At 40.4% G+C, this 17047-nt stretch carries 15 protein-coding genes; all 15 read right to left on the bottom strand.

The window, feature by feature from the left end; all coding sequences use genetic code 11:
- Positions 1–18 precede the first annotated feature (18 nt).
- The 15 genes from RR877_RS00305 to RR877_RS00235 all read right to left on the bottom strand — a co-directional run bounded on the left by RR877_RS00305 (position 19) and on the right by RR877_RS00235 (position 16945).
- Complete coding sequence (locus RR877_RS00305) at positions 19–579, bottom strand: hypothetical protein (RefSeq protein ID WP_332627300.1); 561 nt, start codon at positions 577–579, stop codon at positions 19–21.
- 494 nt (positions 580–1073) lie between these two features.
- Positions 1074–2033, bottom strand: coding sequence for a GlcNAc-transferase family protein (locus RR877_RS00300; protein ID WP_332627298.1), 960 nt, complete (start codon positions 2031–2033; stop codon positions 1074–1076).
- Positions 2026–2400 (bottom strand): hypothetical protein, encoded by a 375-nt coding sequence (locus tag RR877_RS00295; protein WP_332627296.1) that lies wholly within the window; start codon positions 2398–2400, stop codon positions 2026–2028. Before RR877_RS00295 ends, RR877_RS00300 begins: the two co-directional genes overlap by 8 nt.
- Entirely contained in the window at positions 2400–3212 is an 813-nt protein-coding gene (locus RR877_RS00290; RefSeq protein WP_332627295.1) for a hypothetical protein, read from the bottom strand. The genes RR877_RS00295 and RR877_RS00290 overlap by 1 nt, the downstream gene beginning before the upstream one ends.
- Positions 3213–3220: 8 nt before the next feature.
- Positions 3221–3739: a hypothetical protein gene (locus RR877_RS00285; RefSeq protein WP_332627293.1), complete on the bottom strand. Its 519-nt coding sequence runs from the start codon at positions 3737–3739 to the stop codon at positions 3221–3223.
- 68 nt (positions 3740–3807) lie between these two features.
- Entirely contained in the window at positions 3808–4143 is a 336-nt protein-coding gene (locus RR877_RS00280; RefSeq protein ID WP_332627291.1) for a hypothetical protein, read from the bottom strand.
- A gap of 95 nt (positions 4144–4238) precedes the next feature.
- Positions 4239–4421, bottom strand: coding sequence for a hypothetical protein (locus tag RR877_RS00275; RefSeq protein ID WP_332627289.1), 183 nt, complete (start codon positions 4419–4421; stop codon positions 4239–4241).
- Positions 4422–4476: 55 nt separating this feature from the next.
- Positions 4477–5496, bottom strand: coding sequence for a hypothetical protein (locus tag RR877_RS00270; protein ID WP_332627287.1), 1020 nt, complete (start codon positions 5494–5496; stop codon positions 4477–4479).
- Positions 5497–5806: 310 nt separating this feature from the next.
- On the bottom strand, positions 5807–6247 hold the full coding sequence (locus RR877_RS00265; protein WP_332627286.1) for a hypothetical protein: 441 nt from the start codon (positions 6245–6247) through the stop codon (positions 5807–5809).
- Between the two features lie 174 nt (positions 6248–6421).
- Positions 6422–8605 (bottom strand): hypothetical protein, encoded by a 2184-nt coding sequence (locus RR877_RS00260; RefSeq protein WP_332627284.1) that lies wholly within the window; start codon positions 8603–8605, stop codon positions 6422–6424.
- Between the two features lie 76 nt (positions 8606–8681).
- Positions 8682–9407: a hypothetical protein gene (locus RR877_RS00255; RefSeq protein WP_332627283.1), complete on the bottom strand. Its 726-nt coding sequence runs from the start codon at positions 9405–9407 to the stop codon at positions 8682–8684.
- A gap of 2 nt (positions 9408–9409) precedes the next feature.
- A complete protein-coding gene (locus RR877_RS00250) occupies positions 9410–10810 on the bottom strand; it encodes a hypothetical protein (RefSeq protein WP_332627282.1) in 1401 nt (466 codons plus the stop codon).
- Positions 10811–10818: 8 nt separating this feature from the next.
- Positions 10819–11013: a hypothetical protein gene (locus RR877_RS00245; RefSeq protein ID WP_332627280.1), complete on the bottom strand. Its 195-nt coding sequence runs from the start codon at positions 11011–11013 to the stop codon at positions 10819–10821.
- Positions 11013–15302, bottom strand: coding sequence for a hypothetical protein (locus tag RR877_RS00240; RefSeq protein ID WP_332627279.1), 4290 nt, complete (start codon positions 15300–15302; stop codon positions 11013–11015). The genes RR877_RS00245 and RR877_RS00240 overlap by 1 nt, the downstream gene beginning before the upstream one ends.
- An 8-nt stretch (positions 15303–15310) precedes the next feature.
- Complete coding sequence (locus RR877_RS00235; RefSeq protein WP_332627277.1) at positions 15311–16945, bottom strand: hypothetical protein; 1635 nt, start codon at positions 16943–16945, stop codon at positions 15311–15313.
- Positions 16946–17047 lie beyond the last annotated feature (102 nt).

Raw genomic sequence — 17047 nt, 5'->3', positions numbered from 1 at the left:
GGTAGAATCCTTTCGCCCCTAAGGCTCTAGACGTAAACTCGCTACTGTAGTTCTGAAGTTCAATGACTTGAACTCAACCTCCCTCAAATAGCGATCACATTTATGGTTGAATGCTCCTTGACTCTCTATCAAGTAAACATAACTCCCATTTCTTAATTCTACTTCCTTGAAGTATTCACTCAACTCATGAGAGGCCAAATGGTACTGTGGTCTAAAATGAATATATTGACTACAGTACTGATCGTATTCCCAATCAGGGACATTAAACAATTGAGCAGTTGTCTGTGCCAACCAAGGAAGCATCACATTATCAAGATGTTCTATGGTAAGTAAACTAGCTTGAGCCACTTTAATGAGATGCTCTTCTACATTCTTTTGTTCTTGCTTTACTCTACTTTGTAGACGTTTATCATAAGTGATTGGATGAAACACATCACTAAACTTAAAGAGTGGTTTTGGATCTTTTTTCAAAGCTAGTATATGGTCTAGTGCTCCTTTGAACTCTGACCTAGCCATATGCAGCTCCACCACTAGCTTATCGTACCTATCGTTGTTGTCGTATATCTTAATAAAGTCCATTTCATTATCCTTTCATAGAGTCATAGATACTGACTCTTTATGTACTATTAAAAAAATACTGTTACTATTGATACTGTGGGTACGTACATACATACATAATGGGGGGCTACGCCCCCCTAGTATATAATATTAAGTTAGTATGTCTACTGCGTAGAAGACTCCGTAGGATGGTCTTCGCTCGCTGGTATAGTCTCCTCCCTCGTCTACCTTCGGTATCCTCAGTCCTCGTCTATCCTCTAGCTCGCTCAGACTGAAAAAATCAATCTGAGCATACTATTGAAGTATCAATAAATTTTAGATAAAACCAAATAGATTAATAAAGTAAAGCTAAAGGCTTTACAATAAAATCATTTAATTCAATAGAGTATATACGAGTAGTTTACTACTCGATTAAGAGAGTAATAAAGACATGTATATATAGGGCGCGCAATTGAGGCGTGCACTTTTTAAAAATCGGCAAAATAGGAGTGGCCTAGGCCACTCCCTTTATGACGTTAATAATAGATCCTACTCTTTACTGCCTCACCTATATGACCAGTCTTTAGGTTGATACCTAAACGACTCTCCCATTGAGGTAAGGTTCTGTAAGTACCTAAACCGTATCTCTGAATATCTATTAAGTTAGCTGTGTTAGTAACTGGCCCTATTTGGAATAGATATCTTAGTCTATCGTAAGCAATACGGTTATGATAGTTAACCTTTGCAATATGGTCTTCCCAGTGTAGAGTTCTATCTCTTATATTGGTTCTATCCATGATGTTGTAGTAATGGTACATATAGCTTTCAGTTGGTGCATATATGTCTATACCATGTGTGTAAAGCCTCAGAGCATAGCTAGGCTCTTCCCCAAAGAAGTAAAGGTTCGGATCATAGGGCACAGTATCAAAAACGCTCCTATGTCCAAATAATGAACCACCTGCAATACCGAATGTACCACATTCATTAATTGGTTTTACTGCTCTAGGTAATATTCCTGATGAGAATCTAGGTATACCTGGATCTCTGAACTCTTTAATCAGGAAGTAGATGTAAGCATTCTCGTTATAATTTATAGGCTGATTAGGTGTGTAGTTTGGTGGGTAGTACGATATGACAGCATTACGTTTACCAAGTTGACTGTACATGTTAAGTAAGGTTTCATCCCACCCAGGTTTGAATCTGGAATGTGAATCGATCTGTAGAACATATTCTTCTTGTTCCCTTAACTTAGTAAGTATTCTTGATCTAGCCCAACACACCCCTTTGGAATCCCTATAGTCCATGACCTCTTGCCTGATACGCCTACCAAAAGAAGATAAGAACTTGAACTCTGTTCTTCTATCGATCTGGCTTAATATGCCGACGTATACGCGTTCAGGATACTTAGCCTTAGCCAAGAGATCAGATACGGTCATAAACGTCTCTGGGTCTCTATACGAGGCCACAGAGACGAATATGGTTGAATCTTTATTCACTCAGTACAGTTTCAGATGTAATGTCACCTTCGCTGTCGTAGGTAACTCTATATCTGACCTCTTGGAGAATGGTAATACCATCTTTAGCAAAGATAGTAACTACCTTAAGATTCAACTTAGGTGGTACTTCTGCTGGCACATCAGGATCTACTTCATAAGTAGTCCTTCTGATTATTGTTCCATTACCTCTCTTATGTGTAATGGTTTTGAATCTACCAGTGGTAGGGTCTTTGTCTTCGTAATCGGTGTTGACATCCAAAGCAGAGTGAACCGAGATATTCTCCAAGAATAAAATACGATTCACTACTGCTGTCATATCAGCAGCGACACGTTTAGCTAAGGCAAGACCTTCAGCCCAAACGGTCATTATAACTTCCTTTCAATAAACGTACTACCAGTAGCAGTACCAAGTGCTGCTTCATACGATGCCACTAGATCTACTGGGTCACCGATATCATCTTTACCAATAGCTCCGATATTCTCACGAGCTTGACCTTTTTGTGCTACAGTCAGACTCTGTCCAGTATTGAACCTAACCATATTACCAAGTTCAGTAGCTAAACTAGTAGCCAGACTAGGATCACTTGCAAGGTAAGCTGCTAAGGAGCTAAGCGCATCATAAGCTGCCGCATGGTTATCAAGTAAATCATTCTTGACATCCATTTTTGCTTGCAGTAGTTGATCGACTATCTTTGCTACAGACCAGGTGGCATCTGTAGCAGTGGTAGAACCATCTTTGATAGTTACAGCACTGGTGATCAAATCCAGTTTGTGTTTCATGTTAGAGATATCTAGGAGGATTTCCTTAATGTCTCTACCAATAGTGAAAATAGTCTGGTTATACAACTTGGTTGGGACTGGGATATTATTAGCACCAGTCTTACCATTCGTATAATCGGCTATAGCGTTGAAGTATTCGCCAGCTAACTTGAAACCGCCATCTTGACCGTAGGCAATAATGTTATCAGGATCTTCACTAACGAAGACAATCAAACCTCTTGCTCCTGCTGAGATAGCATAGGGTAGAGCATTCCATGCATGGATACCATTACCAATTTTAAAGAAATTGGAGTCTCTTTCCACACCGATTTCAAGGTTGGCTAATACTGGATTGCTGGTAGTCCATTGTGCACTACTATTTTTAGTAATGACATATGTTCTATTAGGAGCAGTTGCCATATTTAACCTTAATTACAGTAAAACGTTTTTATGTCAATTACCTCATAGGACAACTGTTGTGCTTCGTTAAAGACATTAACCATATTCTTAGGACAGATCATTAAATCGAATTTACCAGAGAAGCGTTTAAACAACTCTGCTCGATCACCAGGTTCTGTCTTAGAAGAACTCTTATATTGAATAATGTCAATAACAACTTCGTCATCATACAAAGAGGTGTAGAAACGAATACCTACATCTTTTTGTTGATACTCAGTTACCATGAGTACTTTTGAGAAATCCAAGAGAGTAACTTGTTGGCTTGCAATGTATTTGTTTGCATATTCTGCCAGTAAGCCACCGTCATAAAATTTAACATTCCAGAAATCTTTGAGTTGCTGATAGGGGCCGTCTTCCGTAGCAACACCAATCTGAGTGAAGTGGTGAAGAGCTTTCCCTAAATAAACCTCTGCAATACTTGGTCTGGCGGTTCCATCGTGTGGTCCCTTGTAAGTATCATTATAGTAAGTGTGGATTTGTGACTTCATACAAAGAAAAAATAAAGGACAACTACTGAAGACGCATAAGCGTCATAATCAGATAATTGCCCGTTACTTTATAATTTAAGTTTAAGCTGCTCATAGAGATAGATGTTTAAATTCTTAGAACGTCCAACGTTCTTGAATCCCATCTCTACACCGAACAATGCAATGGCGGCAGATCTACTGACACCCATATCACATTGAACAATAACATTCAAATTCTCAGCCAAAGCTTTGACCAAGATAGAATGAATTTTATCGATATCACTCTGAGTAGGTTTATCAACCTCAAAGCTGTTGTCAGTTTCTTTGACATCGTGAAAAAAGAATCTGTGACGATTCTCTTCTCTTACCCATTTGGATAAACCATCTGGATAATTGTTGATCTCGAAAGAACTGATCTGTATCAATACACAATCCGACTTATACTTGAATAGCTTATCCTTTTTAAAGGAGTAGCCTGAGTATAAATCGAATCTAGAGAAGTTACAGATCCACGGCATGGTTAACGTTTAATCACAGTTGCAGGAGCACAGCGGTACTTGGTGCCGGTTGTGTTAAGTGCTTCGTATTCACGCTTGAGATCCAGACACGCCCTTTGGTCTTTAAACTCATCGAGCTTGGTTGGTGCGAAAGTACCTTGACTGCTGACAGCAATCAAAATCCACAGAGCAAATTCGGTCATCATTCTTCATCCTTAAAAGTATGGTTACATAAAAAGGAGGAGCCTAGGCTCCTCCTAATTACTTTTGCTGTTGTGGCACCAAAGCCACGATAGTTTCACCTTCTTCCCAAATGTGTGTTGCCTTCAATTGGGTAGCGAAGATGCGGCTACGTTTCTTGTCTTCAGTGACGAAGCGATAGAGTTCGTAGCCAGCAATGCTTTCGTAGGTGATGCAGGAACCCTTCACAGGGAGAATCGATTTCATCACATCACGACTCATGCCCGAGGGGCAGGAGAATACTTCAATGATGAAACGTCGTGGAACACCCATCAAACCCTTTCCTGGAATTACCAGGAGAGTTTCCTTGCCATGGAGCATGGAGATTTGACGGACTTGATCCAGGCGCAAGCGGTAGCCATCTGGATCATCGATCTCACGCAACTCACGAATGGCGTTGCGGATGTTTTGCTTGCTGAAAGCACGTTCAAGTGTCACACGGATATTGTGGATCTTGATTTGTTCAGCAATAGTTTTAATGCCTTTATGGGCATAGTTGATGTAGAGTGCAATGTCACGAACGAGGTTCACCAAACACATGATGTTGGATGGATTCTCTTTCATGAACATGAGTTGGTTGACGTTGTAAGCAATGCTGTTATCAGCCAGTGCTTGCTCAGCGCCATACCAATCGTCGCAAGGACGAATGATCTCCAGAGTATTGGTCTCCTTGAGCTTTTCGTACATGTTACGGTAAACAAACATTTTGGTATGCAGCTTACCCATGTAGCCCTTCAGAGATTGCTCTGGAATGTAACAACCAAAGTTGATCACTTGATCAAATTCACCAACAGGTGGCTTTGGCTCCAGGGGGTGGAAAGAATGGACAGTGATGTTCTTGTCGAAATCCAAACGGCTGATCCACAGAGCAGCGCCCACCATCGAATCGATATTGTTCTTATCAACGAGACAGAGAATCGTCTGACATTTGTTCTCGATTGTCACTTCTTCCACATCCATTACTACTGGATCGAGCTTACCACGAATGATGCTACCCAGACCTTGGAAGAAAGACTTATTGTCGAGTACGAGAGAAGACATGAGGGTTCCTTTGAAAATAGGTTAAATTGCGTAGAGTTATTTCTAACTCATAACAAGAATATATCGCCAAGATATTTTTATTTAACCCTAGTGGAAAAAGAAAAAAAAGATCAATAGATCTTTTTCACGTTAAGCTTATAGCTTAACCCTTGTTGCGCTTTTCCTTGATCTCAGACCAAGCCAGGTAAATGCAGAAGATACCAGCAGCGATAGAAACGGTGATGTCGATGGCGTCCATGATGATTCCTTGATGTAAGATTTAAAACCCTAGAGTTTATCAGACTCTAGGGAGATTGGTCAGAAGACTAGATTAGTCTTTCTTGGTGGAGAACTCAGCTTCCAATTTCTTGGACTCTGCTTCGAAGCCTTTGGCGATGAAGCCAAAGTTCTGGAATGCGGCCTTGAAGGACATCAGCAATCCGACAACACTGTTGATGATGTTGGCGTAGGGCTTGGCGTACTTGGTGACCAGTTGCATGTAGCGGATGTAGTAGTCAGGGTTGAGATCAAAGCTGACATACTCTTGACCACCTTCTTCGTAGTAGTTGACCACGACTTTGTTGGAGTCGCCGCGTTCAATCACATCCTTTTGAATGTCTTTAACGAACTTGGCGAAGTTGTTCTTTGCATCTTCAGCGCAACGCACCATCTCGTCACGGGCACGGCCCTTAGCGATGTCGATGCTGACCAGCATTGCAACGACTGCACTGTTGGAAGCGTTGATTTCGTTCTTGGAGATAATAACCTTCATGATGTTGTTTCCTTAAAAGTGTTTAACGTTCATCACACGTTAAACGGATTAAAAAGTAAGCTAGATGATTCTAAGCTCACTTTTACTATATATTGCTGAAAGTTTTTTATTTAGAATTAATGCAGCATAAAGGGAGTACCTTTCGGTACTCCCTTTATGACGTTTACTTTTTGTTCAAGAACGATCGGCTTCCTTGAAGAAAGCATCAACCAATCCCAGAGGGGTCATGTCATGTAAGTAACCTGCCCAGAAAGAAGGACTAGTCATTTCTTGTATTTGTCTATAACGTGCCATCAGACGCTTATTAAACTTCTGTGCAACGTAAATATTCTTACCTAAATTGTTAGATGCCAGTACTGAAATGTAATCAGTAAAGATAGTATCTTCATCGAAGATACCTTCTAAAGGATCTAGAGCAAAACCAGTTGCAATAGGCATGTGCATCACTGTACTAAGGTCTTTAATAGTGAAGCTCACATCGATAGCCATGGCTTGCTTCTTCTTATTGAAACCGAGATTACTAACACCACGAGTAATCTGTAAGCTATCAATGATACCTAATCTAGTTTGACATCTACCTTGGTCAAAGACTTGACAAAGGAAAGGTGAAGTATAGGATTGCTTACCAGTAGATAATGGTAGAGCACCAGCTAAGATCATACATAACGGAATGTAGATGTTGATCATCTGGGATAATGGATTACCATAAGGTGCAACCAGTTGCATGGTGTAACTCATTCGTGGCATAGTGGACGAAGAGTTCTGCCAGTATTCTGGAATGTCTGCATAAGCTGCACCAGCGCCTGCTTTAAGAGCAGGCATGATAGTACTACCGATGAATGGGATACCAGAGATACCACCTTCAATAATAGAACCTAATCCATTCTTAACAGTATCTATAATACCGCCATCAATGTTACCACCAAAGAGTGAAAACTTAGCAGCACGACCTTGTGCAGAAGCACTGTTAAACTTCTGAGCAATATCTGTTTCACCTGTACTAGATTGGAAGCTTTCTTCCACTGATCCAGTATGATCTACACGGAACGTAGCAAACTCTGCACCATCCTTAAGGACAGCTAAAGTATGTTTACCCCAACCATCGATATTCTGAGCCGAATGCGGAGTAGGTCCCTTAGTAGGATCTTGTCTCTCAGCACTTTCATTATTAGATGAACGCATAGCCTTCTCGTTACTGAGAATGGTATCTGAGTCACCTTCTGCTGGCTTACCGTAGCCAGAATCCATGAAAGAAGCCCAAGCTTGTTCTAAGGTAGCACCTGAATAGTTAGCACGATTGTATTGACGTTTACCATCTAAGAAATCCTGAGAGAATTTCTTAAAGTCTTCAATACTACCACTATTTTCCATTGCACTATTAATGTCGTCGTTGACAGACATTCTAATACGCTCTGCTCTAGTAGCTGCTTGATAAACATCAATGAACCCAGTAGCTGAAAACACATCAGGTAAGAACTGATGGAGATAGTTAGCTGCGTCTGGGTCCATCTCACTTTTAATGCGAGTCTTGTCATCTAAGTCAGGATTAGTGATCTTACCAGTAAAGCTAGTCCAGCCACGATAAGATGCAATCATATTAACCATGTTAGTGACGGCTGCCCAATAGACAACCATGGTAGGTCTAACATAGTAATATTTACTAGCAGGAATCTTGGCAATGAAAGTAAAGAAGCTCGATACAGTCTTCAACGCATACTCGACTAAATGTAGCGCCTTGAAGGACCATCCAACAATTAGCTTACTCCCGTAATAGAGGAAGTCACTGATACCTGGAGTAACTCTACCCCTAGTAGCTAATCGGTTTAAATCATTGTTAAAGAAGTTTCTAACATAACCCAACATGCTATTGAATTCTGGAATACCAAAACGCATGTGGATTGTTTGGTGTGTGTCATCTATGGCTTCAGCATAGTAGTGACCCATACCGAATCTACCTTTATCTTCAGCGACAGATACATCCTTAGTATCTGACATGATACCTCTTGATCTAGGATCAGCGTATCTGGTAAATTGAGGTCTTGGATTAATAACAAAGTTACCACCCAAAGAAGTATCTTCAAACTTTAAATCAGCAGAGCTAAAGAATCGAAGCATGTCATCACCTGCTTCATAGGTCAAACTACGTGTCATCATGGAATGACTCACCCAGCTTGAATCCTTAATTCTTTCTGTAGTATCTGCACTAGTTAATACACGCTTCTTACGAAACACATCATCGATTTTCGCATTAATAGCGTCGCTAGTTAAACCAATTTTATCTAAGGTATCATTTACCTTACTGGACATTGTAGCGGCATCGGCGGTTGTTTTAAGAAGACTATTGACGCCTAATAACATATTTGCAATCCTTCTTAGAAAATAATCATCATCACATCATATTTGGGAGTACCCGAAGATACTCCCACTTATGAAATTAAACTCTAAGAATAGCTTCGATTTTTTCAGTACGTTCAGTTGGGTTAACTAAAGCTGAAGTCAAACCAACTGAGAAATAGCTACCAGCTAACTTGTTGGTAGTATTACTAGCAGCATAAGCCACGCTACGTAATGGGATCGTAACGAACTTCTTAGTCTTAAGGTCTTCTCTAGTATTGATCATGGTTCTCAATGCAATGTTTCTATCCTTAGCATCTCTAAAGATAGTAGCAATAAGCATTTCAACCACTTCTGGATTTGAACCAACACTAGTTCCACCGTGTTTACCGGCAGTCTCAAACATCTTACCGGAGTCTTCGTAACTCATGTACCATGGAATGTTTCCTTTAGACATGAATTCATCATAGATACGAAACACCAGAACGTCATTCATAATCAGGAAGGTGTTCTTGATAACAGTACTACCCTTCAGGAAAACAAATTCGAAGTAATCCTCACCTTCGATATTAACTTTATTAATAGCGTCTGGAGTGATCTGGATCAAAGCATTGATGTTACAGAACGAATAGTAAGTATCATCAACTGTCATTGCAAACATACCGACAATGTAATTATCAACACCTAGATCAGCTAAGTTTCTCTCAGCGAATCTAGCAGGGATGTAGATCTTACATCCCTTGTTAGTAATCAGTGAATTATCGGCTTGTTTCTTTAACTGACCTTTAATCGCATCTGGATTTCTAATCAGTTTACGAACATCCATGATTATCGGATCAGGATTTGAGCCGAGACATAATCGGCCACGTATTCAATGGTTGCCACATGTAGAGCTTCTTCCAAGGAAGTATTACCATCCTTAGTGAGTTGATCCACAGTAGACAAGAACTTGTATACGTCAGTGTAGAAGAATCTAGCACGAGCTACCAAACGTGTCACAGTTCTGTAGTGATCATTACGATCTTCCAGTCCTACTTCACGAAGCTCAATTTCCAACAGCTTGGCAATTTCATCCTTAGCGTTGGGGTTTTGAGCATGGTACTCAGCTTCTGCTTCAGGCATGTTAACCATGTCTTTGTAGAAACCGTCCCTCAATGCAGTGATGTAAGCGTTGTGGTATGAGTTACGATAGCTGCTGTTCAGAGCAGATCTATGGACACCCCACGCTTTCAGCAATTCATCCTTACGCTCTGCCAATTTGACTGAAGTAAAGATATTACCACCCACAATAGCAGCACCGTACAGTACTTCAGGAGTGTTACCCTTTTCCAACCAAGGCAGGTATGTGGCTGAGCAGACCTTAATGACTTTGTTCACCTTGTCGTGTGACAGAATGATCTGATCATTTTTCTCTGCATCTTCCATGACCTTAATGAAATCAGCAACCTTGTAGGAAGATACTTCCAGGAACTGCTTCAGTCTTGAGCCGAAATCAACATTACGTTGACTCTGCCCAGAAGAGAAGATTCTTCTAGCCAGTAAGAAGATAGCAATTGCACGATCATACCCATGGGTGTAATCATTCAGATAGCTAATCATATTCACTGATTCTCTACGATGCTCCTTCGGATCAGCAAAGAAGTTCTCATAGACCTCATTGAGGAAACCAGCTTCCTGGCCAGCCAGCCAAGTACCGATACTCACATCCAGATTACCACTACCAGTTGAAACGGCTTCTGGTAACTTGTCCATCTCAATATTGGCCAGATTGAGCACACCCTCAGGTTCGATGTACTTCTTCACACCACTCATTGAATAGCCTTCGATCTCATTTCTGATACCTGTGTTGAGCAGGAAGTCAGGTAGAGACACACGTTCAATGCGAGTATCAATTACTGATTCAGCAGTGTAGCCATCAAGGTGAACACCCAGATACTTAACTACTTCTTTAATGGCTGGATTGACAACATTCTTAGCGAAGTCAATATGACTACAGACTGCACGAGAAACAGTACCAACCAATTCATCCATCATCGAATTATGGACAACGTTGTCAGATTCAAGTGCAATCTTCTCTACGATGTTATCGCCAGCATCAAAGCCAGTGATAGTTGTATTGTTACAGAGTAGAGCCAAAGCAGTATCAGCACCAGGGACAGCTACCTTACCCTGGTCATTGATAGCCTTGGACAAATCTGAAATACGTTCCAGAGTTGAATTAGAAATCATGCTTAGCCTTATAAGTTGTGATTTGCTTTGATTCTCTGGACAGTTACATTTCTCACGATATCAAGCGTGGGAACTTCTTGTTCAGTAGAACTAAAAGATTGATTGAGAACTTCCATGGCGATACCAGCAGCCAACTCAGCAGCGTTTGTGAGAGTGGTCATGGTGGTAGCAGCATTTTGTTCAGATACAGTAATGTTGCTCATTATTTAATTCCTTTGTAAGCCTTGTAGGCTCGTTCACCAGCAATACGTAATAAGACGTTAGTCGTTCCGATAGTAACCGGACTATTCACGATACGTTTAAAGATAGAGAGAGCACCAAACCAACCATCTAACTTGAGTCCTGATTCTGTTCGAATATCATAATCGATAATCTCCGAGAACACAGTCTTCATTTGGTTAGCGAACACACCCTTATCTCCAACACCTGCACCTACGACTGCTGTCATGTAGATACAGATCACTAAGTTATCCAGCATCAAAGGCTCGCCATCTACACGGTATGATTCATCAACCGCACCGGTAAATACCTTACTACTCTTTGCTCTTAAACGTTTAGCCAATTTTCTATCAGATTCATTTACGATTTCTCGTAAAGAGGTAGACATATCATCTTTGCTACCATTGTAGTAAACTTCAATGCGCTCTACCACACCTTCCATTTTAGCAGTAGGTGTCTGATTACTCAACATGGCTAATGTATCAATAGTGTCAGCATCAAACAGATCGTTGTTAGCTGTCACCTCGTCTTCAATGCTACAAAGTATAGTATCAAAGTTAACGCTAGTGCCTTCCTTGATCAAACTCTTTACGGTCTGATTAAAAGCAATAGTGACCTTCTTAACCTTAGTAGTCTTAGTACCTAAACGTTCAGACAATTCTCTAGTGATAGAGGAAGCATCTTCGTGAGTCTGTTTAGTTTCAGCCAAAGCTACACGAGCAATGGATGCATACTTCATCATCACGTTTCTAGGATTGACCAAGTCTTGCTCGAACCAATCACTGTTGAAAACAATGACATCTTCAGCAGAGAACTTATCACCAGGCTTCATAGTAGCACGCATGGTGTGTGGAATGGTTAAACCACCAGCATGGCCATAACGTCTACCTAATTCAAATCCTTCAGTCGTGCCATCTTTGTATTTAACAATGACGCCATCTTCCGTTACGGATTCAACAACACCATCTTGTTTAGCAGTACTAACGTAACCATCACCAACTCGGTTACCGACGATTTGCTCATACCCAGTACGAACTGTAACTGGTCTGGAATCTACAGTAGCGATAGTGTGGCTGTTTTGAATACCAACGAAGTTAACACGCTTAGGATCATCGGTGTCAGATCCAGGTGCTAACAAAGCAGATGTACTAAAGAGTTGAGTGCTATTGATATCTTGCGGAGTAACGCGGTTGGTTAAACCACGTACCGAGCTAAAATTAGGATTAGCAGTAGTATAAACGTTGATAGCAACATCACTACTGTCGACCGTAGACTCTGATATAACTCCAAGATCATTCGGATCATATTCACGGGACTCTCTAGTTAATGAACGGCTATTACGACCACCGACACCGGAGAAAGTAACAGCTTCGATTTCTTTAAGTGCATTAATTGGATTAATGTCTTCTGTGATCTTGACAGCAGGATCTCCAACAACCTTCTTCCATACGGCAAAAGGTTTCAGATCAATAGTTGCACTAGATCTTCCGAGCTTACCACGATGTTCACGGATAGAGTTAACCATCTCAGAGTAAACAGCGCCAGCAACACGTTCGTATCCCTTGATACGTTGGAAGTTCAAGTCTAGAGATCTTGGATGCGCATCTGTCAGTAACAATTCACAAGACCTCATGATCAAACCACGATAAGTCGTAGGTTCATTCATTTCCTTGAGAATTGATTCTGTAATAGGATCAACGAAGAGTTTATCCAACAGATCAATTTCACGAAGATAACGAGTAGTAATCTTTCTCGATTCGAGGACATTCAAGTAAACAGAACGTTTATCAAATTGATAAACACTGTAACTCTTGATAGCTTTCTCGTAATCCAAGAAACCACCCATTACCAGTTTAGCTAATTCGTCATCTCTATTGAATACCAAGGTTTCATCAGAGAAAGCCAAAGCGTATTCATAGTCTTGTAAGTTAACTCGTGTACCGGTATTGACTCTACGTGGGGTAACCTTGAGCATAGCCAAGAGTTTATCCAATCCATAGAGATAGCCCAGCACCAAACCAACTGGAATATTCATACCGAATACTCTGGCCTCAGCCATTTCAACTGGCGGCACTTTATTCTCAAAGCCTAAGAACTCTTCGATACTAGAGATAGGTTCAGGATCACTACTTGGGAAAGCAACATTAATCATGTTGTTTATATCAAGAATAGCAATACGGCCATCCTTGTGCTTACCAAGAATGATAGATCCCTTTCTCTCGAACTTCTTAATTTGATCAGGAGTAAACTGTTTGGTTCTCTCAACTAGATCAAAATATAATTCAAACCCAGATACGTCAATACGGCGATAAGCCATAGATATAGATGAGTAAGCTCTCGGTGTAATAGCTTCATGATTAAACACATTTGCAGGATATGCTGTAACAATATTAGTGTTACCATCAATCACTGCGTTATTGATCTTACTCTGAATCCATGCACCATAATCGGCCACACGTTTTTCAGATCTGTTTACAAAGGTCTTACCATAATAGCTAGTCAAAGCTACACGGTTTGGTGAGATCTTTCGAATAGGTACGTCACCACGCTGTTTACGCATACGGTACTTAGTACCACCCACCATGAATTCACCGTTCTCACGGATCTTAGGAAGTTTAATACGAATGGTACTAGACTTACCTACAATGGGGTTAATACGAATAACGTGTGTTTCGGATTCACCTAGGATATCTTCATGGGTTTCGATGTCGTATTTACTAACTACGAAACCTGCTCTCTGTAATGCCATAGGCATAGAGGCAATATCTTTAGGTAAGATCTTAGTAATATAGTTTCTATCAAATACTTCCAAAGAAGATTCCAACATGGATTTATCTACCACGTTGTACTTATCTTTAAACTTCTTAGGTTCCTTGATGATGATATCATCTTGATTGATCTTGATGTAATCGGTAATATTACTCTTACCATCAGGAGCAGGCAGAGAACCAATCTTATCAATTTGCGCAATGTACTTACGGTACTCAGCACCAGACATCAAGCCATCATCAGCTAAAGCATCACAAGTATCTTTTAACACTTGTTCTGGAGATTTCTCTACATCGAAGTCTTTAAGATTAATTGGAACATTGGCGACAGCATTAGCTATTGTCTGATTCTCTACTTCACTCTTCTGTAGAGACTGTTCAATATCTTGTTCTTTTTCAATAACTTGGAGTTGATCAAGATCCTTTTCAAGATCTTTGAAACGTTCTTCAAAGGTATCGGTAGAGACTTCTTGAACCTGTTGGTCAGCACTTGTTGCAGTTTGAACAGTGGCATCGTCATTCTTTACAACGAACGTATCACCATTCTCACCCTTAACTACAGTAGGTTCACCGTCAATGTTAGCTTCTTCGTCCTTACCCATATCTGGATCGACTGAAGCATCAACAGTTCTGTACTCCATCAGAGCCATGAGCATTCTCAAGAAACACTTACGGATCTTATCAGGAACCAGTTTACCATTAGGTTGAATTGGTGCATCAGGATCTGTAGGCTTTTCAACCTTTCTCAAGATCCATGAATTAAGCAGCCCAAGATTGAGAACCAGCATTCTACCAGATTCTTGGTAGACAATATTAATCTTAGACATGTCGGAAACATCCAGACCTGCTAAGATACTATCCTTACGTGTCTCAGGATCGAACCACTTCCAAAACTCCAACAACATCAAAGCGTTTTGATCTCTGAAGTAACCGATGAAGTTAGGGTTGACCTTATCGATGAAGTTATTCAATCTAGCTACCGATGGCAATACCTTTGGTAACTCCAAGAATATAAACTGATGTCTCTCAGATGCTTTAGCAATCTTACCAGCAGAATCCCAAACTGTCTTATGAAGATTCCACCAGCGATTGTATTCAGCATACAAAGATTTCATGTAACGTGAACTCTTTGTAAGTAAAGCATAGTTAATGACTGCCAGAGTGTTTTCATCTCTAGGGATGTTCTCCAGCTTCATTGCGCGTCTATAACGCTTGTGTCTAATGTGGAACTCTCTCACCAATGGTTCAAGAGGAATAGCCACTCTACGAGGGTCACCTTTGGATGCCGTAGATTCTAAAACATGGTAGACAAAGATCTTCTTCTCGATATCCCTGTAGAGATATTCGTGAGTGGAAGGTCCAGTCACAATGTTATCCATCGTTGTGAAGTGATGGATGGAGTTCTTTGGAAAGCTAAAACCCTCCAAACTAGGAAGATTAGGTGCTAGTAAATGCTGAGGCAGCCTAACACCCGATCTCCTAAAAAAGGTATCGTAAATAATCATTGGAATCCTTAGTCGATTTCGCCTTTAGGTTCACCAGTTAGGTTTTGAACCAAGTAATTCACTGTGTCTGTAGCCAAGCTAAACGAGATCTTACCCGAAGTGTTGACATAGAAACTCCTACTATTTAGTTTGTTTCTAACTTCTTCAATAGCCTCTTCAGAGTAGGCAATAATAACGGAACATGTATCACCGTCAAAGTCTGCACCAAGAGTCTCCAAGTGTGATGGAGCTGGTGATACAGAATTGAAGAAAGAACCTTTAGTTGGGAATTGCCAAGCCACTGGTAATGTGTCATCTATCTCCCATGAATCAGACAATGGTCTGAGTTCTTCCGTCTTAACTGTAGTCTTCAAATGCAGAGTAGATGGATAAATACTACCGAATCCCGTCACTGGATAGCGTGTAACGAAAGCTGGATATCTCTTATAGAAAGGATAGACAGCCAGATACATTAATTCAGTGAAAGTAATTGGGGTAACCTTGGATCTATCGTAGGCTTCAGGCATTTCATCAATGTCACCAAAGACTTTGAAATAACCTTTGTCTTTATAGATAAGACCCATGTAGTAACCTTCAACCTCCAGAGCTTTGTGTCTGATACTTTCCTCACCATACATGGAGATGATTTTATCAAGACCTTCCTCTGACATCCAAAGATCATAGTTCTTTGGTTTTGCCAAATGAGTTACTCTCTTGAGAGTTTTCTTATCTACTAGGTTAGCTGGTACACTAGGACCAGTAAAGACAGTACCTAAGAAACCAGTTTTAATCTGATGCTTGGTTACCGGTAAGGTAGCCTTCATGTACTGGTACAAACCAATAACAGTATCGTTAAAACCAGGGTTACCCTGACTGCCAAGTTTATTAACCGGAATGTTCGAAGTAGTGATAACATTACGTGTCCCATTAAAGACGGCACGGGTAGCCCACTTACCCATATAGAGTTTCTTCTTACCTTCCACACTGGACTTCAGTAACTCATAGAGTGCATTGAAGTTATGTTGAAGAGCGTTTCTTGAACTATCTAACAACTCAGGACTGTAGCCGAAAGTTTGAAGAGAGATAGAATTACTAATCGAGAGGATCTTACGATAGAGGTTATTTACCTCGTCTTCTGATTCTCTACCATCCGCTGTAATTTCGTAATCACGAAGACCAGCGGGCATTACAACGATCTTATCGATGAATGCTTTGTTCCTGTACTTGTCAATCAGTTGGATATTAAGTTCACGGCTATCGGATTTACGATCAGGATACTTAATGTCTTTCCAATGTTTAACAAAGAAGTTAAACCCAGTTTGACCATCGAGTTGATTTGATTTAACAAAGTCACCCAAGCCCTTATCAAAGACTGCATAAGTCTTGCCTTGCAGAATCTCACCATAAAGACGTTTAACTTTAGAGAGAGTCTCAAAAATGATAGGATGGAAAATTGGGATCTTGATATCGATGTAGGAAAAACGACGGCTTCTCGCCTCATCACCAACTCTACCAAAGATCGATTGAGAGAACAATCCATCTTCATGGAAGTTCTTAGTCATGCCTGAGAAAACGTCATTGGTTCGAACAGGCTTCAAACCTCTGAGCATATTTTCATCTAATACCAAGAGGCTGACGTTAAAGGGTATTGCTAGGTTACTCACATAAAACCTTTCGAATTTTTAAATTCCTATGAACTAATGAAACAGATGAATATTATTTAAAATTAATTTATCTGTTAGTCTGTATCAAATCATTTTAAATTG

This window comes from Aurantimicrobium sp., from assembly GCF_036667855.1.
Taxonomy (GTDB): domain Bacteria; phylum Actinomycetota; class Actinomycetes; order Actinomycetales; family Microbacteriaceae; genus Aurantimicrobium.
The sequence above is the reverse complement of the archived record's forward strand: the minus strand, read 5'-3'. Positions and strand labels throughout refer to the sequence as shown.